The sequence below is a fragment of the Rhizobium sp. AP16 genome (assembly GCF_000281735.1).
Lineage (GTDB): Bacteria > Pseudomonadota > Alphaproteobacteria > Rhizobiales > Rhizobiaceae > Rhizobium > Rhizobium rhizogenes.
The window spans coordinates 47,582-65,927 of the sequence record NZ_AJVM01000075.1 but is presented as its reverse complement, the minus strand read 5'-3'; the positions used below and the strand labels follow the sequence as shown (position 1 = coordinate 65,927).

The following is an 18,346-nucleotide window of genomic DNA, read 5'->3' as shown; positions in this document are numbered from 1 at the left end:
AAGACAGGACCATGTCCCAGACAGGTACGGCAATCGCCGGACATTCCACTGCCACACCAGGCAGCGTCTGGGACGTGATCCGCCACGAGGCCATCGATCTTGCCGGCCGCGAACCGACGCTTCGCCCATTGCTGACGACGCAGATCGTCGCGACGCGATCGGATGCCGAAAGCCTCGCCAATGTCCTGGTCGCCCGGCTCTCCACTGCCGGGATAGAGACTCGCGACCTCTTCGCCCTCTTCCAGGATATGCTGACACGCCATCCCGAGATCCTGCCGGCGACCGAGGCCGACCTCGTTGCCGTGCGGACCCGCGATCCCGCCTGCACGACCTATCTGCATGCGCTGCTCAACCTCAAGGGCTTCCACGCCCTGCAGACACACCGCATCGCCCATGCGCTCTGGACGGAAGGCCGGCCGGAAATCGCCAGCTGGCTGTCCAACCTCGCCTCGCTGGTCTTCGGCCCGGACATCCATCCGGCGGCTAAGATCGGCGCGTCCATCATGCTCGACCACGGCTCCGGCATCGTCATCGGCGAGACCGCCGTCATCGAGGATGAAGTCTCGATCCTGCAGAATGTCACCCTCGGCGGCACCGGCAAGGAAACCGGCGACCGGCATCCGAAGATCCGCCATGGCGTCATGATTGGCGCCGGCGCGAAGATCCTCGGCAATATCGAAGTCGGCGCTTTCAGCAAGGTCGCGGCCGGCAGCGTCGTCGTGAAACCGGTTCCACCCCACTGCACCGTCGCCGGCGTCCCGGCCACGGTCGTCCGCATCCATCCCGCCGATGAGATCCCGGCGGAGACGATGGATCAGAATATCTAGCGGATAGATGCCCCGTGACATAAGGTAGCACCGTCGCACCCTCATGCTTCACCGGCGTACGCTCCCCTCCTTCATTCCAACAAAATCAATCGCTTGGTTGTGCCTTCCGCGGCTGTGACCGCCACTCTCAAGGCACCCCTTCACGGAACTGTCACATACCGTTGATAGCCCGGCATGGTTCCCTCTGTTCCGGCGCGGCGCAAAAGCGCCGGGGCAATGCCCCCACTTGAGAGGATATCACCATGACCCGTCTTTCGCGTCGCGCCGCCCTTGCAGCAGGCAGCGCACTTGCCCTTGTTTCGCTCTGTTCCGCCGCTGGTGCCGCTGACACGACGCCGGCAACCAACACCGCTACGCCGATCAAGCACCTGGTCGTCATCTTCCAGGAAAACGTCTCCTTCGACCATTATTTCGCGACCTACCCCAAGGCCGCAAACGTCGCCGGCGAGCCGGAATTCAAGGCCGCCGACAACACGCCAGCCGACATCAATACGCTCGCCAATGCCGGTCTTATCGACAACAACCCGAACAAGACCAATGCGGCCAATGGCACCGATGCCGCAGCCCCCTTCCGCCTCGACCGCACCCAGGCGGCCACGCAGTCGCAGAACCACGGCTATACCGCCGAGCAGGCGGCCTACAACAATTTCGCCATGGACCTTTTCCCCGCCAATACCGGCAAGGGCACCAAGGGTGCGGCCGGCGCATTCGGCACCAAGGGCCAGGTCATGGGCTATTATGACGGCAACACCGTCACCGCCATGTGGAACTATGCCCAACACTACGCACTGAACGACAATTCCTTCTCCACCAATTTCGGCCCATCGACCCCCGGTGCGCTCAACCTCATCTCCGGCCAGACCAACGGCGCCATCCTGCCGCCCGGCTATACGCTGGAGAAGGACGGCACCTATTCCAAGGGCCGCATCGTGCCCGACGGCAATGGCGGCTGGACCGCCATCAGCGACTTCGACCCGACCGGCGACGTCTGTTCCGTCGGCCAGACCGCGCTGATGTACGGCAAGAACATCGGCGACATGCTGAACGCACACAACATCACCTGGGGTTTCTTCGAAGGTGGCTTCGACCTGACCCAGACCAACGCCGACGGCACCACCGGCTGCAAGCGCGCCACGACCTCGCCCGTCACCCAGGTCAACTACGGCGACTACATTCCGCATCACCAGCCATTTCAGTACTATGCCTCGACGGCCAACCCGACGCATGCACGTCCGTCCTCGGTCGCAGCAATCGGCACCACCGACGCCGCCAATCATCAGTATGACGTGACAGACTTCTATGCCGCGCTGAAGAACGGCAGCATGCCGACCGTCAGCTTCCTGAAGGCACCCGCCTATCAGGACGGCCATGCCGGCTATTCCGATCCGCTCGACGAGCAGGAATTTGTGATCCAGGTCGTCAACACCGTCCAGAATTCGCCCGACTGGAAGGACACCGCCATCATCCTTCTCTACGACGATTCCGACGGCTGGTATGACCACGCTCATGCGGTCGTCAATCCGTCGAAGCTTAGCGTCAAGGGCTATGACGTGCTCAGCGGCGACAGCTGCTCCACCGGCACACCGCTGCCGGGCCTCAACGGCCAGCCGGCCCAGGGCCGCTGCGGCTACGGCACGCGCCAGCCGTTGCTGGTCATCTCGCCCTACGCCAAGGTCAATTTCGTCGACCACACGCTGACCGACCAGACCTCCGTCATGCGCTTCATCGAGGATAACTGGATGAGCGGCGCGCGCCTCGGCGGCGGTTCGTTCGATGCCATCTCCGGCTCGCTAAACGCCATGTTCGACTGGTCGAAGGGCGATACGCCAAAGCTGATCCTCGACACGAAGACCGGCAACAGCGCGTCCTAAGCGAAAGAAGAGGGGGACGGACGATGTCTCTGAAATCCAATCACCGTCTCCTGCCGCTCATCGCACTCGCGGGCGTGTCGCTCGCGGGGGCGACCGTCGGCATGGCAAACCAGCCTGCCCCCGATGCCTCCCCGGCCACGAATACCTATGAGGATACCGTGCCGCTGAGCGCCGTTGCCCAGCTCGGCAAGAAGCTGTTCTACGACCCCTCGCTATCCGGCAGCGGCCAGATGTCCTGTTCCACCTGCCATGATCCAAACAATCACTATGCGCCGGCCAATGGTCTCTCCGTACAGCTTGGCGGCGTGCATCTCGACCAGCCGGGCATCCGCACCGTGCCGAGCCTCGCCTACAAGATGTCGACCCCTTCCTTCTCGATCGGAGAAGAAAGCGCTGCCGACGAGGCGGCGGAGGCAGCGCCGATGACCGAGGCCTCTGGTGTTGCCCTCGCCAATACGCCGGCGGTCGTTGCCGGGCCACTGACCGCGCAAGCCGTCGTCAAGGCCGATGCTGCCGCCGCGAACCTCGTGCCGCAGGGCGGCATGTTCTGGGACGGACGTGTCGATTCGCTGGAGGAGCAGGCCTTGCAGCCGATGATTTCGCCCTTCGAAATGGCAAATGCGGATGCGGCGACCGTCTATGCGAAGCTGAAAAAGGGCTATGGCAAGGATATCGCCGCCCTCTTCGGCAGCAACGTCCTCAACGATCAGGACATGGCGATTGCCGAAGTCGGCTTTGCGCTCGCCCGCTACCAGATCGAAGAGCCCTCCTTCCATCCCTATACGAGCAAATACGACTATTATCTGCGCGGCAAGGCGGCGCTCTCGGATGCCGAGCAGCGTGGGCTGAAACTGTTCGACGACGCCAACAAGGGCAATTGCGCCTCCTGCCATCTCGACAAGATGATGGGCGACGGGCAGATGCCGAACTTCACCGATTTCGAGTTCGAAGCCTTGGGCGCGCCGCGCAATCCGGACATCCCGGCCAATGCCGACCCGCATTACTACGACATCGGCATCTGCGGCCCGCTGCGCAACGACACCTATTCCGCCCAGCCGCAGAATTGCGGGCTGTTCAAGACGCCGACGCTGCGCAATGTCGCCAGCCGCCGCGTCTTCTTCCACAATGGCGTCTATCGCTCGCTGGGGGATGTCACCCGGTTTTATGTCAAGCGCGACACCAATCCGGAGGAGATCTATCCGAAGGATGCCAACGGGCATGTGCAGAAATTCAATGATTTACCGCAGCAATATCAGGCCAATATCGACATCATCGACGCACCAATGAACCGCAAACAAGGCGATGCACCGGCTCTGAACGACGCCGAAATTGCCGACGTCGTGGCGTTTCTGAAGACGCTGACGGATGGATATGACCCAGCAAAGGATGGGGTGAAGGCGGCAAAGTGATATCATGCCTTCGCCCCATCGGGGCGAAGGCAAATCAGCCTCAAGCGGCCTTTGCGATCGGCTGTTGGGCCAGTTTGCGGCCGCTGGCGATGATCATACCGGCGGCACCGGCGAGCCAGCCTTCCTTCAACTCAAGCGCCAGGAAACGGTCGCGCTGGAACGGTCCCGGCATGACGAGATGACGGGCCTTTTCGGCGAAGAAGCCGAAACGCTCGTAGTAAGGCGCATCACCGACGAGCAGGATGGCGCCATGGCCGCGCTTCTTGGCTTCGAGAATGGCGGCGCGCATCAGCGCCGAGCCGATGCCCTTGCCTTCATGGGCGGCATCGACAGCCAGCGGACCGAGGAGCAGTGCTTCGACCGGACGGGTTTCGCGATCGACGCCGGCTTCGACGTTCCACAGACGAACCGTGCCGATGATATGGCCGGTGCGGTCGCGAGCGACCAGCGCCAGGCCTTCGGCCGGAACGCGGCCGCGGCGGATCTTCTCCGACGACTTCTTGCGACGGTCAGTGCCCATGGCCTGATCGAGCAGATTTTCGCGAGCGACGACATCGCCTGCGTTTTCCAGGTCGAGCGTGAAGGTGGACGGCGCAAAGAATGCGCGGACAGAATCAAGAACAGCGGCCATCTCGGCCTCCCGTGCCCAATACCGTTATCAGCGGCGGTGACAGATTATTGTGAGGATGCCGCCCCGGCTGATTACGGGGTCGGCGAAGTCGGACCTTAGATGATGTAGGACTTCAGCGGGTCGAACCCGTTAAAGGCTACAGCCGAATAGGTCGTCGTATAGGCGCCGGTGCCTTCGATCAGGACCTCGTCGCCAATGGTGAGCGTCACCGGCAGCGGATAGAGGTTCTTTTCATACAGCACGTCGGCCGAATCGCAGGTCGGGCCGGCAATGATGCAGGGTTCCATCTCGTCGCCGTCGCGCTCCGTGCGGATCGGGTAACGGATCGCCTCGTCCATGGTCTCGGCGAGACCGCCGAACTTGCCGATGTCGAGGAAAACCCAGCGCGCATCGTCATTGTCCGACTTCTTGGAAATCAGGACGACTTCAGCCTTGATCACACCGGCATTGCCGACCATGCCACGGCCCGGCTCGATGATCGTGTGCGGGATCTGGTTGCCGAAATGGGCACGCAGAGACGCAAAGATCGCCTTGCCATAGGCTTCAGCGGACGGAACGTCGCGCAGATACTTGGTCGGGAAACCGCCGCCCATGTTGACCATCTGCAGGTGGATGCCCTGCTTGGCCAGCGAGACGAAAACGCGCTTGGCATCGGCAAGAGCAGCGTCCCAGGCATCGACCTTGGTCATCTGCGAGCCAACGTGGAAAGACACGCCATAGGATTCCAGGCCCAGCTGATGAGCGTAGACGAGAACGTCGACAGCCATCTGCGGAACACAGCCGAACTTGCGCGACAGCGGCCATTCAGCGCCTTCGCCATCGGTCAGCACGCGGCAGAACACGCGAGCGCCGGGAGCGGCACGGGAAATCTTTTCGACTTCCTCATGGCTGTCGACGGCGAAGAGGCTGATGCCGAGTGCGTGTGCACGGGCGACATCGCGTTCCTTCTTGATCGTGTTGCCGAAGGAGATGCGGGCAGCGGTCGCACCGGCATCGAGCGCCATTTCGATTTCAGCGACGGACGCGCAATCGAAGTTGGAGCCGAGGCTTGCGAGCAGGCGCAGCACTTCCGGAGCCGGGTTGGCCTTGACAGCGTAGTAGATGGCGCTGTCCGGCATGGCATGACGGAAGGCACGAAAATTGTCGCGAACGACGTCGAGATCAACCACCAGGCAGGGACCATCGGGACGACGGGTAGCGAGAAAGTCGCGAATACGTTGCGTGGTCATGTCAATTCCCTTTTCAATTCCAAAAGCTCCGGGAAAGACCCAGAGGACAAAGGGCGACGCTCATTCGCTCAGGTACCAGCCGGTGGAGACCCCGGAACCGTGCAAACGCGCGCTGCGCAGATAATGAACCAGTGCCACGAAAGCAGCGCTAATTCGGCTTTGTCTGCCATGGATTGGAGGGAATATCCCAACCGCACTTCCGGCAATGAAGGTGTGCCTCTTCAGTAACCCCGGCTGATGGAAAGCCGGGAGAGAACAAAAAGGCCCGCACCGTCGTTGCTTCAGATGTCCTCGCATTTTTCGGTTGGCCGAAATAGCGACTGGAGGGGTTAGTTCCAGGTACCTTACCGATTTTCTCACCACATCGAGGATCGGCGGACACCCACGGGCACGTGCGACTTTGGGCTGAGGGGGAGATAAGAATATTCGCCGTCATAATCAAGAATTTTTTTCGTTGGCGGCCTAAAAAAATAATTGAACAAATCAGCGCGTTTTGTTCAACATCTTGCAACAGTTAACGGGAGGCATCGCCATGGACACTTTGACCCGGATTCGCGCCTTCATCGACGTGGTCGAAGCGGAAGGTTTTTCGGCCGCCGCCCGCAAGACCGGTCGCTCCAAGGCGCTGCTGTCCAAATATGTCCGGGAACTGGAAGACGATCTCGGCGCACTCCTGCTCAACCGCACCACGCGGCAATTCTCGATGACCGAGGCGGGCCACACCTATTATCGCACCGCATCCGACATCTTGAAGGAAATCGACAACCTTGCCGATCTGGTGCGCGAGAACAACCAGCAGCTCAAGGGCCGGCTGCGCGTCTCCGTGCCGCGCACTTTCGTCGACGCCGATGTCGGGCAATCGCTGATCGACTTCGCCAAGGAAAATCCCGATCTCTCGCTGGAGATCGCCGCCGACGACCGCTTCGTCGATCTGATCGAAGAGGGCTTCGACGTCGCGGTGCGCGTCACCAAGCTCGAGGATTCCGGCATGATCGCCCGCAAGATCTCGGATTTCCGCGTCCATCTCTGCGCCACCCGGGAATTTCTAGACCGCTATCCGGCGCTGGAGCATCCGAGCGATCTCGCGCATGTGCCTTTCATCATCGACACCAACACCCGCTCGCAAGGCAATATTCGCTTCGTCGATGCCGACAGCACCACCTTCAATGTCGCGATCAGCGGCACGCTTGAAGTCAACAGCCCGCATGCGACGCTGCGTGCGGCGCTCGCCGGCCTCGGCATTGCCATTGTCCCGGACTTCATCGGGCGCAAGGCGATCGAGAGCGGGCAATTATTGACCCTGTTCAACGACTATCTTCCAACCGACCGCGGCATCTACGCCGTCTATCCGCACCGCCGCTATCTCCCGGCCAAGGTGCGCATCTTCGTGGACTACCTGCATAACTGGTTCCGCAAGCACGGCTGAGCATTCCAGTTGTCAAAACCAGCGAGGCGTGCGGCTGATCGCCCATGTCCCGCACATCATTGGCAGATATGTTTCGCACCCTGTCTCGGTTGAAATTTCTCCCCGCGCCCTGTCAAAATCGCGCCGGTTCAAACGTCAATGCTGCACGGGGCTGTGGAGCTCCGCGTATCGAGAGAAAGGAACGCGTCATGCAATATATGCTGTTGGTGTATTGGAACGAAGCCGAACACAAGAATGCTAAAAAAGAACAGAAGGCCGAGACGTTCGCGGCCTACGCGGCCTACACGGAAGTGTTGAAAAAGGCCGGAGCGTTCCTGGCGGGCAGTGGATTGCAGGATTCCTCGACGGCAACCGTGGTGCGCGCGCCGGATGGCAAGACCTCGGTTCTCAACGGCCCCTATATCGAGAGCAAGGAGCAGTTAGGCGGCTATTATCTCATCGAGGCGCCTGATCTCGACGGCGCCCTCGTGTGGGCGGCGCGTTGTCCCGGCGCTCAGCACGACACGGTCGAGGTTCGCCCTCTCATGGTTTATTGAGCTGCTTTGCCATGTCGCGAGGAGACGACCAGCCTGCCACCAAAGCTGCCGAGGCGGTTGCGCGCCGAAGCTATGGCAAACTGGTCGCCATTCTCGCGGCGCGCACGCGCGATGTGGCCGGCGTCGAAGACGCCTTGTCGGAGGCCTTTGCCTCGGCTCTGGCCGATTGGCCAGTCAATGGCGCGCCACTGAGCCCCGAGGCCTGGCTGCTTGCCGTTGCCCGGCGCAAGATGATCGACGCCATCAGGCGCGGACGGGTCAGCGCCGCCGCCTCCGAACATCTTCGGCTCATGGCGGAGGAGTTGGAGGCAACCGCGAGCCAAGCGCCAGAAATTCCAGACGAGCGTCTTGCTTTGATGTTCGCTTGCGCACATCCGGCAATAGAGCCTGGAATCAGAGCACCGCTGATCCTGCAGACGATCCTCGGGTTTGACGCACAGACAATCGGTTCCGCCTTCCTGGTCTCGCCGGCGGCAATGGGCCAACGATTGGCGCGGGCAAAAAACAGGATTCGACGCGCCAAGATTCCTTTACGCGTGCCCGACAGGACAGACATGCGCCCGCGCCTTGGCGCAGTCCTAGAGGCGGTTTATGCGGCCTATACGGAAGGCTGGAGTGATCCGGCCGGCGCCGATGTGAGCCTGCGCAACCTGGCTGAGGAGGCGATTTGGCTTGGCCGGCTGATCGTCGCGCTCTTGCCAAGGGAGGCCGAAGCGCTCGGCCTGCTTGCTCTGATGCTCTATTCACATGCGCGGCTTGGCGCCCGGCGCAGTCCGGCTGGCGAATTCGTACCGCTGGCCGATCAGGATCCTGCTCTATGGGACGAAGGGTTGATCGACGAAGCGGAGGGGTTGCTTATTCACGCCAGTGCGTTTGACGCCTTCGACCGCTATCAATTGGAAGCGGCAATCCAATCGGCCCATGTCGCGCGACGCCGAACAGGCACGACTGATTGGGTGGCGATCGAACGTCTCTACGATGGCCTCTGCGCAATTACCGGCTCGCCGGTGGCGGCCATTAATCGCGCGATCGCCGTGGCGCAGACGCGAGGCCCCGCCGCAGGGCTGGCGGCGCTGCCGACGCTGGACCCCGGCAGCCGGCTTATCGAGTATCAACCCTATTGGGCGGCGCGAGCGGAACTTCATGCGAGAGCAGAGGAAATGGTGGCAGCACGCGAGGCCTATGACCAAGCGATAGCGCTGGAAATAGATCCTGCGGTCCGCCGCTTCTTGCAAAAGCGGCGGACGGAAAGCTTGGCGCCCGATAGCCCCTAGGGACATCAAGCAAAGATAGAACCTAACCAACAAACTTGCTTTGAGTTACCCTAATTCTCCCCCGCTTATCAGGCTAGCGACGCGTCAACGCATTTGTTCTTCGCGAAATGGATCAATTCTTCTTGGCGCGTATTGCGAGACCAAATATTTAAGTGAATCGCATTGAATTGGTTTTGATACCAGTTCCGCTGGCCGGTCCCAATTCCGTCTCATTTCCTGACCAGAAGTCGAAGTGAATCAATGCTCACGAAGCACATCGGACGCATGAGAAAATCCACCCCTGTCAAAGCCGCCGTCCTGGCTGGAGGCCTGTTGCTCGCGCCTGTCGCGGCATGGGCGCATCCGCATATCTTCGTCGAGGCTCGTCTGGAAGTGCTGGCCGGCGCCGACGGCAATGTGCAGGAGCTGCGCAACGTCTGGCGCTTCGACGCGGTCTTCTCTTCCTCGGTGCTGATGGATTTCGACAAGAACACCAATCTGAAGCTCGACCCGGACGAGCTGAAGGAAGTCGGCAAGACGGTACGCGATTCACTGGCGGACTACGATTATTACACAAACCTGTCTCTCAACGGCAAACCCATCAAGGTCAACAAGCCCGACATCATCAATGTCGACTATCAGGATGGGCAGCTCCTGATGTTCTTCGCCGTCAAGCCGTCCGAGACGATGCCGCTAAAGGGCAACAAGCTCAGCTTCGGCATCTACGACCCGACGCTCTACACCTCGATCGATTTCCCAACGGACAATGAGCTGGTGACGGAAGGTGACGCCTTCAAAGCCTGCAAGCAGCAGGTCGTGCGCCCCAATCCCGACGAAGTCATCGCCGAGAACAAGACGACCTTGACGGACGCCTTCTTCAACGACCCGACAGGAACGACGATGTCGAAACTCTTTGCAACGCGGATAGACGTCCAATGCTGATATCGCGGATATGGAGGCTGGTTCCGGCTGCTATGCTTGCCTTTCTGGCAGCAGCGAGCCTTGCCCATGCCACCGGATCCCCGCTCGGCATTGGCACGGCGGAGCCGAGCTTTCAGCCGATGGGCGGGCCACTGGCGCCGATCTTCCTTTATGTGAACTACGAGCAGCAGGCCTTCTACCGGGCGCTCACCAAGTCGATAGAAGCCATGCGCGAGGATCCCTGGCAGCTCTGGACGCTGATCGGCCTCTCCTTCGCCTATGGTATCTTTCACGCCGCCGGCCCTGGCCATGGCAAAGCGGTCATCTCCTCCTACATGGTCGCCAACGAGATCGAGCTGAAGCGCGGCATCGTCATCTCGTTCATCTCGGCCCTCATCCAGGGCCTGGTTGCCGTCCTCGTCGTCGGTGCCGCCTATTTCGTCCTGCGTGGCTCGGGCATCACCATGACGATGGCCACCAACGCCATGGAGATCACCAGCTTCGTCATGGTGATCCTGTTCGGCGGCTGGCTGCTGTTCCGCAAGCTGCGCTCGATGTATCAGAACCGCCCACAGCGCCAGGAAGTACAGCTCGCGACATCGGCAGGCCCGATCAGCATGTCGCTCTTCGCGGACGAACCGGGACCAGCCAAAAAGCTCTCCCGTCTCAGCGCCGCGCCGCAAACGGCCAGCCAGTATCAGTGCTACGATCCGGCGCACAATCTGGACAACGGTATGGTCTGCGAAACCTGCGGCCATTCGCACCTGCCCGATCCGAAAATGCTGTCGAACGAGAAATTCAGCATCCGCGAGGCCTGGTCGGCAATCATCACCGTCGGCCTTCGCCCGTGCTCCGGCGCACTGCTGGTCATGACCTTCTCGATGCTGAACGGGCTTTATCTCGGCGGTCTTTTGTCGGTCCTGGCGATGTCGATCGGAACGGCACTGACCGTCTCATTGCTCGCCATCATCGCCGTCTTCGCCAAGGGCGCCGCCGTGCATTTCACCGGTCGCGGCTCGAAGCTCTCGGCGTGGGTCGGCAACGGCATAGAGATTTGCGGTGCGCTGCTGGTGATCTGCACCGGCGTCGTGCTGCTCGGCGCCTCGCTGCAGACCTGATCGATTACAGGTCCCTGCGCCGCTGGTAACGCGCTCTCAGCCAGAAGACCAGGAAGAAGGCGAGAATGACGAGGACACCGAAGCCGGTGCCAAGCCAGGGCGAGACATCGCCGAGCCGAACGATGACATCCGGCATGAAATACAGAAGCGCCATGGCGGCCAACAGGATGATGGCGGCGGCGATGGCCGTCGAGCGGGTTTCGCTGTTCTTATCCGTCAAGATGACCAATCCCTCGCGCATCGCCATTCATTGTCGGGCGAAGGCTTAGGCCAGCCGCCCGCGAAAGGCAACCGGCCCTGTTTCGTAGTGGTGATCAGACCTTGGCGCTCGAGACCGTCGCCTCGATATGATCGACCAGCGCATCGGCAAGACCCAGCCTGCCGGCGAGAAGATCGAGATAGCCACGCTCGGCGCGCGAATCCGGCTCGATCGCCAGGCGCGATGCGGCATAGATCTGCACGCGCTGTTCCTCGGTCTGTGCCGAGCCGACAATGGCGTCGATATCGACGGGGTTGGCAAGCTCGCGCTCGAAAAAGGCTTCTGCTTCCGCGCCGACACCCGCCTGCTGCACCTTGCCGAGGATATGCTGCCGCTCCGCGTCGTCGATATGCCCGTCGGCCCGCGCCGCGGCAATCATGGCGCGGACGAGGGAAAGGGCAAAATCATTGCTGGCGATCGCCGGGGCGGTGCTGAAACCGGAATTGGAGGGCGGCGGCAGAAATTGCGGTTCCGCCTGCTGCGTTGGCTGCGGCGCCGGCGTCGGTGCATTGCCGGCCTGATAATTCTTGTAGGCCTGGTAACCAAGTCCGGCGATGGCAGCGAGCCCGCCGAGCACCAGCGTATTGCCGGCAACCTGGCGTCCGGTCTTGGTTCCGAGCAGCACGCCGGCGATGGCGCTGGTCGCCATTGGATTATCCCTGGCGAGATTGATAGCCTGCGTCGCCTTGTCTTTCACGCTTCCTTGCAGTCCTGGTACCTGCGTCCCCAGAAATTGGTCCAAAAGCTTGCGCGCGTCGATCATATGGGTGGTCCTCCGTCCTTGTGATGGCCAGAGTGAGATAGGAATTGCTGCCGCAAATACAAATCCGCCACATGCAAAAAGGGCACGCATGGAGCCCATGCACGCCCTTCGAGCAAACTTTTTACGCAGTTCAGCCCTTCAGCGCGGCCGCCTCGGCAGCGAGCTTGGTGATCCCGGCCCAATCGCCGGAAGCGACCAGCTCCTTCGGCGCGACCCAGGAGCCGCCGACGCAGATGACGTTCGGCAGCGACAGGTAATCAAGGGCATTCTTCAGCGAAATACCGCCGGTCGGGCAGAACAGCGTGCCGGCGAGCGGCGAGGACAGAGCCTTCAGATAGGCAGCGCCGCCGGCCTGCTCGGCCGGGAAGAATTTCAGGACCTTGTAGCCCTCTTCACGCAGCGCCATGACCTCGCTTGCGGTTGCCGCACCCGGCAGCAGCGGCACGTCGGAGGTGCGGGCAACATCCAGCAGCTCCTGCGTCGTGCCGGGGCTGACAATGAACTTGGAACCGGCCGCGACGGCTGCATCCCACTGCGTGACATTCAGGATCGTGCCGGCACCGACCTCGGCGCCTTCGACCTCTTCTGCGACGGCACGGATGGCATCAAGCGCGCCCGCGGTGCGCAGCGTGATCTCGATGGCCTTCAGGCCGCCGGCGACAAGCGCGCGGGCGAGCGGCACCGCCGACTTCGCATCCTCGACGACGAGGACGGGAACGACGGGCTGCAGTTTCAGGATGGAAAGAAGCTTTTCGGTTTTCTCGCCCATGGTCGGCGCGCTCCCTTAAAACGATTGAAATCGGGTCCTCGAATAGCCTTCCCGAGGGGCATTGTCGAGACAAAAGCTAAGTTTGGATACAACGGGTAGGAAAACCCGAAAACTTCCGTTAGTCTATCTGGATATGATGCTGACGGAGCATGTCGAGCATATGGCAAAAGAGATCGAGCGAAAGTTTCTGGTCCGTGGAGATCGCTGGCGCGAGCTCGCCTCCGAGAAGCTCATCCTGCGGCAAGCCTATGTCGCCACCATGGATGATCGTTCCGTACGGGTACGGCTGACCAACGACACCATCGCGACCTTGACGATGAAAATCGGCAAGGCGATGACGCGTGACGAGTTCGAATACGAGATCCCTGTCGGCGACGCCGAGGAACTGCTCGGCAATGCCATCGGCCTCATCATCGAGAAAACCCGCTATAAAGTGCCCCATAAGGGTTTCGTTTGGGAAGTCGACGTGTTTCGCGGCGCGCATCGCGGCCTGGTGGTCGCCGAGGTCGAACTGGAGAACGAAAGCGACGATCCGGAACTGCCGGATTGGATCGGCCGCGAGGTGACCGGCGAATATCGCTATTCCAACCAGGCGCTCGCGACGCAGTTCGAACAGGAATACGATGAGTTATCGCATTCGGCCTGACAAGGCCTTCGATGACGAAGTCCACGCCGTCGCAGCGCAGCAGCTCGGCAAGGCGATCACGGCATTGACCGATCGACCACAAGGATTGCACGAGGCGGTGCATCGGGCGCGCAAGCATATCAAGCATGTCCGCGCACTCTACAGGCTCATCGCCCGACGCGCCCCGGAATTCCAACAGCGGGAAAACGACAGGCTGCGGGAGATGGCCAGGACACTCTCCGGCGTTCGCGACGCCACTGCGCTGATCGAGGCCAGCCGCTATCTGCACGAAACGGCAACCTCCAGGGACGAGGCCAGGGCGCTTGCCCGCGTCACGAAGGTGCTCACCGCCCGGCGCGATCGCCTGTCGGAGGCCGAAACCGATATCGAGGACAAGGCGAAGGCGGCGATTGCCACCTGTCACGATGCGCTGGAGGCGCTAAGGGCCGTTTCCTTCAAGAGCGGCCGGCGCGAGACCGCCCGCCTGTTTCAAAAGAGCTGGCAAAGGACCGGCCGCAAGGCAAAAGCGGCGCTCTCCGAATGCCATGCCGAGGCCCATGCCGACCAGTTCCATGACCTGCGCAAACGCAGCCAGGATTGCTGGATGCATCATGCACTGCTGCGCGACATCTGGCCGGCGGCCATGCATGCCAAACAACTCGAAGCCAAGGCGCTGGTCGATATACTCGGCCGTTATCTCGATCTGTCGATGCTATCGGACGTCACCGACCGCGAATCGCATCTCTTCGACAGTAGCGACGACCGCGCCCGCCTGCTGGAGGCGATCATCTCCCGCCAGCAAATTGCGCGGCGGGAAGCGCTTGCCAAAGCCCACTGGGTCTTCGCCGACGAACCGGAACGCGAGGCGCGAACGATCAAGCGGCTTTGGCTGGAAGCGGGAGACTAGACTCCCGCCCCTGAGCGCCGGCTGTCTCCAACGACAAGCTTCGGCCGTACCGGATCACGGAGACAGCTCCTCAAGCATGCGCCCCTTCGTCTCCACCGCAAATACCGCGGTGATCAGGGCTCCGAACAGAAGTATCCCGGCGAAGGCTGCGAACACGCTCTGAAGCCCGAAATGGGCCATGAGCCAGCCGACGACGATCGGCCCCGCCGAGGATCCCAATCGCAGCCAGGCACTGCCGACGCCGGTGCCGATGGCACGAAGCCGGGTCGGGTAGATTTCCGCGGAGTATAGGTAGAGCGAAAAGGTGACCGTCTGCACGATCGCGTAGGCAAGTCCCGCACAAACGAGCACCTGCTCGGCCGACGTCGCGCCGAGAAAAGCAAGCACGACAAGCGGTATGGGCGCGAGAAGCAGAGCGCAGGTATACCAACGCTTGCGGCCAACCGTATCGATCAGCAGCGCGCAGATGATCGCTGCGATGACACCGCCCACCGAGGTCATGAACCCATAGGCCAGGCTGGTTTCCAGCGGCAGATTGAACGTTTGGCGATAGAGGGTCGGCAGCCAGGTGATCGTGCCGTTCGCGACCATGTAGGATGTGAACCACATCGCCCAGATGGTCAGGGTGCGCTTTCTGTAGATCCCTTGGAACAGTTCGCGCCAATTGGACTCGCGGCGGGCATTGGCGTTGATCTCGACCGGTGCCGATTCCGGCAATTCCTTGCCGGCCGCGCGGACACTGTTCTCGAGCCGGGTGACGATCTTGTCTGCTTCGTCATAACGCCCCTTGGAGGCAAGCCATCTTGGAGATTCGTGCATGAACCAGCGAAGCGGCATCATCAGGATCGCGGGGACCAGACCGACTGCAAACATGACTTTCCAGCCATAGACAGGGACCATCAGATAGCCGATTAGACCGGCGCCCACGAGACCAAGGAGAAACATGACCTCGTAGAGAAGGAAGAAGCGCCCGCGACCCTTCGACCCGATATATTCGTTGATATAGGCACTGGCGACCGGCACCTCCCCGCCCGTTCCAATCCCCTGAACGAAGCGGAAGAGGATCATCGCTCCTGCGCCCGCGGCAAAAAGGCAGGCGACGTCCATGCTGACGAAGAGCAGAATGGTGAACAGCAAAACCTTGAGACGCCCAAGCCTTTCGGCCAACCAGCCGAAGAAGACCGCGCCGACAAGCTGGCCGAGATAACCCATCGACAGGATCATGCCGGTCTGTTGCGGGGAAAGGCCCCATTCGCGCACGAGAACCGGCATTGCATAGGCAATGGCGATCACGGTGTAACCATCGAAGAATGTCGCCGCGCCGACAATGTTTCTGGCCCAAAAGACCTCGCGGGTGATCGGCAAGCGTTCGAGGCGCGCACCGATATCGGCCTGGCCGTCGAAGTGCACGCCCTCTTTCAACGCAGATGGTTGATGTAGCATTTTCCCCTCCTCTGGAAGGCCCCGTGGCTTACGCCACCTCCTCGGATGCCTTCATGCATGATTCTCAGTCGAATTAGGCGGTCTGATCCTCGGCTTGAGCAGTCGACGCGGACAGGGGCCGCGGGTCCGGCGCATTCGCGCCGAACCCATGATGCATCTCGTCCGTCAGATGATACCGGAGGACCTGAGTGCTGCCTTGATCTCCTCTTCCGCTTCCTTCGAAAGATCGAGCAACGGCGAGCGGACCGTGGCGTTCTTGAGAATGCCGCGCGCGACCAGTGCGATCTTCAGCGCCACCGTGCCTTCCATGTGAGAGCCGCGATGATAGATGGCCTTGGTCACCGGCAGGAGCTGGTCGTGGAGCTTGCGCGCCTTGACGTAATCCTTCGCCTTGCCCGCCTCGATGAACTTCACCAGGAGTTCCGGGGCGACATTGCCATAGCCAACGAGCGCGCCATCGACGTCGAACATCGTATGCAGCAGATATTCGTCATGGCAGGTGAGGATCTGCAGATCAGGAAACTCGTTGCGTAGAACTGGAATTTCGGTGTCCCAGCGCTTCATGTTACGCACGCCGTTCTTGGTGGCGACGACACCTGGCTGGGCGGCGATCTCAAGCTGGGTCTTGAGATTGTAGGTCGCCTTGGTGACATCAGGATACTGAAACAGGATGCATTGCAGGCCGGATCCTTCATGGATGGCCCTGTAGCGATCCTGCGGTGCGCCGTCCTGATATCCGAACCGCAGCCAGCCGTGGGAAGGATAGACGAGTGCGCCGATGGCGCCGGCATCGGCCGCGCGCTTGGCTTCCTTGGTGGCAACCTCCGTGCCTTCGCCCGTGATGCCAGCGATGATCGGAACCTGCCCATCGACGGCTTCGACCAGCGTCTCGATGAGCTTGACCTGTTCGTCCTGCGTCAGGAACGTGCCCTCACCGGCATGGCCGAGGCAAACGAGGCTTTTGACGCCCTGGATGGAGACCAGCCAGCGGGCCAGCTCGGCGTTTGCGGCGTAGTCAACCTTGCCATCCCTCGTGAATGCGGTGACGGGCGCCGGGCTAAGGCCGCGCAGGTCCATCACCGACGTCTTCTTTTCCGTTGCAAGCTTGGGATCGTGAACCGTCATTGGAATCCTCCTCCGTTTTGGGATCGTTAATGGGAACGTTCCCACTATCGTTTTCGAAAACCCTGGAGTCAAGTACGATTTTGAGGCATTTATAAAAGCGCGGCATGCGACGGTGCGGCATAGGGATGACAGATGGCAGTAGACGAGACAGACAAACTACGTTCAGCACGCATCACGATTCACGATGTTGCGGCCGCGGCGGGAGTTTCAAAATCGACAGTTTCCCGCATCCTCGACGAGCGACTTCCGCAATCCGATAATGAGACCGCTAAGCGGGTCAGGAAGATCGCGACCGATCTCGGCTATGTGCGCGATGTGTCTGCCGCCAGCCTCAGGCGCGGCAAGACGATGACGGTTGGGGTGATCGTTCCGCGGTTGACGGACACTGTCATGGCCATGCTTTACGAGTCGCTTGCCAAGGCCTGCAGCCGCTCGGGCCGATTTGCCATTGTCGCAACGACGGACGACAGGCCGAAGGCGGACAGGCTGGCGGCTGAATCGCTTCTCCATAGAGGCGTTGACGCGTTGATCCTTGCCACAGCCCGCGAGGATGATGACTTTCCAACCATCCTGACTGAGCGCGGTGTGCCCTACGTGCTGGCACTCAGAACCGACGGCCGCAGCCTCTCCTCGGTCGGCGACGACCGGCTTGGAGGCTATCTTGCGACACGCCATCTGCTCGACCTTGGGCATCGGCGGATCGGCCTGATCGCCGGCCCGTCCTATGCATCCAGCGGCCGCGGACGTATGGAGGGCTACAAACAAGCGCTCCTGGAGGCGGGCATCAACATTGATCCGGATTTCGTCGTCGGCTCGACCTTCGGCATCGACTCGGGCGCGGAAGCGGCGGCCACGCTCATGAACCTGAAGAACAGGCCGACCGCTATTTTCGCCGTGAACGACAATACCGCCATTGGCGCCCTTTCGATGCTGACGAAGATGAGGCTTTCGGTTCCGGGCGACATATCGCTGGTCGGATACAACGACATCCCCATCGTCAGCCATTTGCCAACCCCTCTCACGACACTCCGGGTACCGTTCGATCAAATCGCTTCGGAAGCGCTCGATCTGCTGGCCGCAAACACGATCGCCGAAGATGATCGCATCCGGATTTCGGCTCCGACGCTCATTCCGCGTAAATCGACCGCGCGGGTGAAGGTCTGACAGGGCCGCCGGCGCCCTCGATGACACGCCACATAGAAATCCCGATTGCCTGACGGCGCGCAAAATTGTA

General features: G+C 61.2%; 18 protein-coding genes. 11 read left to right on the top strand and 7 right to left on the bottom strand.

Features of this window, described 5'->3' with window-relative positions:
• The first annotated feature begins 11 nt into the window (after nucleotides 1–11).
• From cysE to PMI03_RS26150, 3 genes are all read left to right on the top strand, one after another.
• Nucleotides 12–827, top strand: coding sequence for a serine O-acetyltransferase (gene cysE, locus PMI03_RS26160; protein ID WP_007700871.1), 816 nt, complete (start codon nucleotides 12–14; stop codon nucleotides 825–827).
• 242 nt (nucleotides 828–1,069) lie between these two features.
• On the top strand, nucleotides 1,070–2,698 hold the full coding sequence (locus tag PMI03_RS26155; RefSeq protein ID WP_007700868.1) for a phospholipase C: 1,629 nt from the start codon (nucleotides 1,070–1,072) through the stop codon (nucleotides 2,696–2,698).
• A gap of 23 nt (nucleotides 2,699–2,721) precedes the next feature.
• Complete coding sequence (locus PMI03_RS26150) at nucleotides 2,722–4,107, top strand: cytochrome-c peroxidase (protein WP_007700865.1); 1,386 nt, start codon at nucleotides 2,722–2,724, stop codon at nucleotides 4,105–4,107.
• A 40-nt stretch (nucleotides 4,108–4,147) separates the two neighbouring features.
• Here PMI03_RS26150 and PMI03_RS26145 read toward each other — a convergent pair whose 3' ends face one another.
• A complete protein-coding gene (locus PMI03_RS26145; RefSeq protein ID WP_007700862.1) occupies nucleotides 4,148–4,738 on the bottom strand; it encodes a GNAT family N-acetyltransferase in 591 nt (196 codons plus the stop codon).
• Between the two features lie 95 nt (nucleotides 4,739–4,833).
• Complete coding sequence (gene odc2 / locus PMI03_RS26140; RefSeq protein ID WP_007700859.1) at nucleotides 4,834–5,967, bottom strand: ornithine/lysine decarboxylase; 1,134 nt, start codon at nucleotides 5,965–5,967, stop codon at nucleotides 4,834–4,836.
• Nucleotides 5,968–6,499: 532 nt separating this feature from the next.
• Between odc2 and PMI03_RS26135 the strand changes: the two genes are divergently transcribed.
• From PMI03_RS26135 to PMI03_RS26115, 5 genes are all read left to right on the top strand, one after another.
• On the top strand, nucleotides 6,500–7,393 hold the full coding sequence (locus PMI03_RS26135; protein WP_007700856.1) for a LysR family transcriptional regulator: 894 nt from the start codon (nucleotides 6,500–6,502) through the stop codon (nucleotides 7,391–7,393).
• Between the two features lie 188 nt (nucleotides 7,394–7,581).
• Nucleotides 7,582–7,929: a YciI family protein gene (locus PMI03_RS26130; RefSeq protein ID WP_007700853.1), complete on the top strand. Its 348-nt coding sequence runs from the start codon at nucleotides 7,582–7,584 to the stop codon at nucleotides 7,927–7,929.
• 11 nt (nucleotides 7,930–7,940) lie between these two features.
• A complete protein-coding gene (locus PMI03_RS26125; protein WP_007700849.1) occupies nucleotides 7,941–9,203 on the top strand; it encodes an RNA polymerase sigma factor in 1,263 nt (420 codons plus the stop codon).
• A 264-nt stretch (nucleotides 9,204–9,467) separates the two neighbouring features.
• A complete protein-coding gene (locus tag PMI03_RS26120; RefSeq protein WP_039974745.1) occupies nucleotides 9,468–10,124 on the top strand; it encodes a DUF1007 family protein in 657 nt (218 codons plus the stop codon).
• Nucleotides 10,118–11,221: a nickel/cobalt transporter gene (locus PMI03_RS26115; RefSeq protein ID WP_007700844.1), complete on the top strand. Its 1,104-nt coding sequence runs from the start codon at nucleotides 10,118–10,120 to the stop codon at nucleotides 11,219–11,221. The genes PMI03_RS26120 and PMI03_RS26115 overlap by 7 nt, the downstream gene beginning before the upstream one ends.
• A 4-nt stretch (nucleotides 11,222–11,225) precedes the next feature.
• Here the strand turns inward: PMI03_RS26115 and PMI03_RS26110 are convergent, their stop codons facing one another.
• The 3 genes from PMI03_RS26110 to PMI03_RS26100 all read right to left on the bottom strand — a co-directional run bounded on the left by PMI03_RS26110 (nucleotide 11,226) and on the right by PMI03_RS26100 (nucleotide 13,012).
• Nucleotides 11,226–11,468, bottom strand: a complete 243-nt coding sequence (locus PMI03_RS26110; RefSeq protein WP_007700841.1) for a hypothetical protein — start codon at nucleotides 11,466–11,468, stop codon at nucleotides 11,226–11,228.
• 67 nt (nucleotides 11,469–11,535) lie between these two features.
• The gene (locus tag PMI03_RS26105; protein ID WP_007700838.1) at nucleotides 11,536–12,243 is read right to left on the bottom strand and encodes a tellurite resistance TerB family protein; all 708 of its coding nucleotides are present in this window, start codon (nucleotides 12,241–12,243) and stop codon (nucleotides 11,536–11,538) included.
• A gap of 130 nt (nucleotides 12,244–12,373) precedes the next feature.
• Nucleotides 12,374–13,012, bottom strand: a complete 639-nt coding sequence (locus tag PMI03_RS26100; RefSeq protein WP_007700836.1) for a 2-dehydro-3-deoxy-phosphogluconate aldolase — start codon at nucleotides 13,010–13,012, stop codon at nucleotides 12,374–12,376.
• 160 nt (nucleotides 13,013–13,172) lie between these two features.
• Here PMI03_RS26100 and PMI03_RS26095 point away from each other — a divergent pair, with 160 nt between their 5' ends.
• Nucleotides 13,173–13,658 (top strand): CYTH domain-containing protein, encoded by a 486-nt coding sequence (locus PMI03_RS26095; RefSeq protein WP_039974743.1) that lies wholly within the window; start codon nucleotides 13,173–13,175, stop codon nucleotides 13,656–13,658.
• Nucleotides 13,636–14,544 carry a CHAD domain-containing protein gene (locus PMI03_RS26090; protein ID WP_007700831.1) on the top strand — a complete coding sequence of 303 codons (909 nt, stop codon included), beginning with the start codon at nucleotides 13,636–13,638 and terminating at the stop codon, nucleotides 14,542–14,544. The genes PMI03_RS26095 and PMI03_RS26090 overlap by 23 nt, the downstream gene beginning before the upstream one ends.
• Before the next feature lie 54 nt (nucleotides 14,545–14,598).
• Here PMI03_RS26090 and PMI03_RS26085 read toward each other — a convergent pair whose 3' ends face one another.
• Entirely contained in the window at nucleotides 14,599–15,987 is a 1,389-nt protein-coding gene (locus PMI03_RS26085; protein ID WP_007700827.1) for an MFS transporter, read from the bottom strand.
• 165 nt (nucleotides 15,988–16,152) lie between these two features.
• Entirely contained in the window at nucleotides 16,153–17,112 is a 960-nt protein-coding gene (locus PMI03_RS26080; RefSeq protein WP_007700824.1) for a dihydrodipicolinate synthase family protein, read from the bottom strand.
• A 132-nt stretch (nucleotides 17,113–17,244) separates the two neighbouring features.
• On the opposite strand from PMI03_RS26080, the gene PMI03_RS26075 reads away from it, so the two are divergent.
• Nucleotides 17,245–18,276 (top strand): LacI family DNA-binding transcriptional regulator, encoded by a 1,032-nt coding sequence (locus tag PMI03_RS26075; RefSeq protein ID WP_007700821.1) that lies wholly within the window; start codon nucleotides 17,245–17,247, stop codon nucleotides 18,274–18,276.
• Nucleotides 18,277–18,346: the final 70 nt, after the last annotated feature.

Coding starts and splice junctions, on each gene's coding strand:
- cysE (WP_007700871.1), top strand. CDS start 12: ATGTCCCAGACAGGTACGGCAATCGCCGGACATTCCACTGCCACACCA.
- PMI03_RS26155 (WP_007700868.1), top strand. CDS start 1,070: ATGACCCGTCTTTCGCGTCGCGCCGCCCTTGCAGCAGGCAGCGCACTT.
- PMI03_RS26150 (WP_007700865.1), top strand. CDS start 2,722: ATGTCTCTGAAATCCAATCACCGTCTCCTGCCGCTCATCGCACTCGCG.
- PMI03_RS26145 (WP_007700862.1), bottom strand. CDS start 4,738: ATGGCCGCTGTTCTTGATTCTGTCCGCGCATTCTTTGCGCCGTCCACC.
- odc2 (WP_007700859.1), bottom strand. CDS start 5,967: ATGACCACGCAACGTATTCGCGACTTTCTCGCTACCCGTCGTCCCGAT.
- PMI03_RS26135 (WP_007700856.1), top strand. CDS start 6,500: ATGGACACTTTGACCCGGATTCGCGCCTTCATCGACGTGGTCGAAGCG.
- PMI03_RS26130 (WP_007700853.1), top strand. CDS start 7,582: ATGCAATATATGCTGTTGGTGTATTGGAACGAAGCCGAACACAAGAAT.
- PMI03_RS26125 (WP_007700849.1), top strand. CDS start 7,941: ATGTCGCGAGGAGACGACCAGCCTGCCACCAAAGCTGCCGAGGCGGTT.
- PMI03_RS26120 (WP_039974745.1), top strand. CDS start 9,468: ATGAGAAAATCCACCCCTGTCAAAGCCGCCGTCCTGGCTGGAGGCCTG.
- PMI03_RS26115 (WP_007700844.1), top strand. CDS start 10,118: ATGCTGATATCGCGGATATGGAGGCTGGTTCCGGCTGCTATGCTTGCC.
- PMI03_RS26110 (WP_007700841.1), bottom strand. CDS start 11,468: ATGGCGATGCGCGAGGGATTGGTCATCTTGACGGATAAGAACAGCGAA.
- PMI03_RS26105 (WP_007700838.1), bottom strand. CDS start 12,243: ATGATCGACGCGCGCAAGCTTTTGGACCAATTTCTGGGGACGCAGGTA.
- PMI03_RS26100 (WP_007700836.1), bottom strand. CDS start 13,012: ATGGGCGAGAAAACCGAAAAGCTTCTTTCCATCCTGAAACTGCAGCCC.
- PMI03_RS26095 (WP_039974743.1), top strand. CDS start 13,173: ATGGCAAAAGAGATCGAGCGAAAGTTTCTGGTCCGTGGAGATCGCTGG.
- PMI03_RS26090 (WP_007700831.1), top strand. CDS start 13,636: ATGAGTTATCGCATTCGGCCTGACAAGGCCTTCGATGACGAAGTCCAC.
- PMI03_RS26085 (WP_007700827.1), bottom strand. CDS start 15,987: ATGCTACATCAACCATCTGCGTTGAAAGAGGGCGTGCACTTCGACGGC.
- PMI03_RS26080 (WP_007700824.1), bottom strand. CDS start 17,112: ATGACGGTTCACGATCCCAAGCTTGCAACGGAAAAGAAGACGTCGGTG.
- PMI03_RS26075 (WP_007700821.1), top strand. CDS start 17,245: ATGGCAGTAGACGAGACAGACAAACTACGTTCAGCACGCATCACGATT.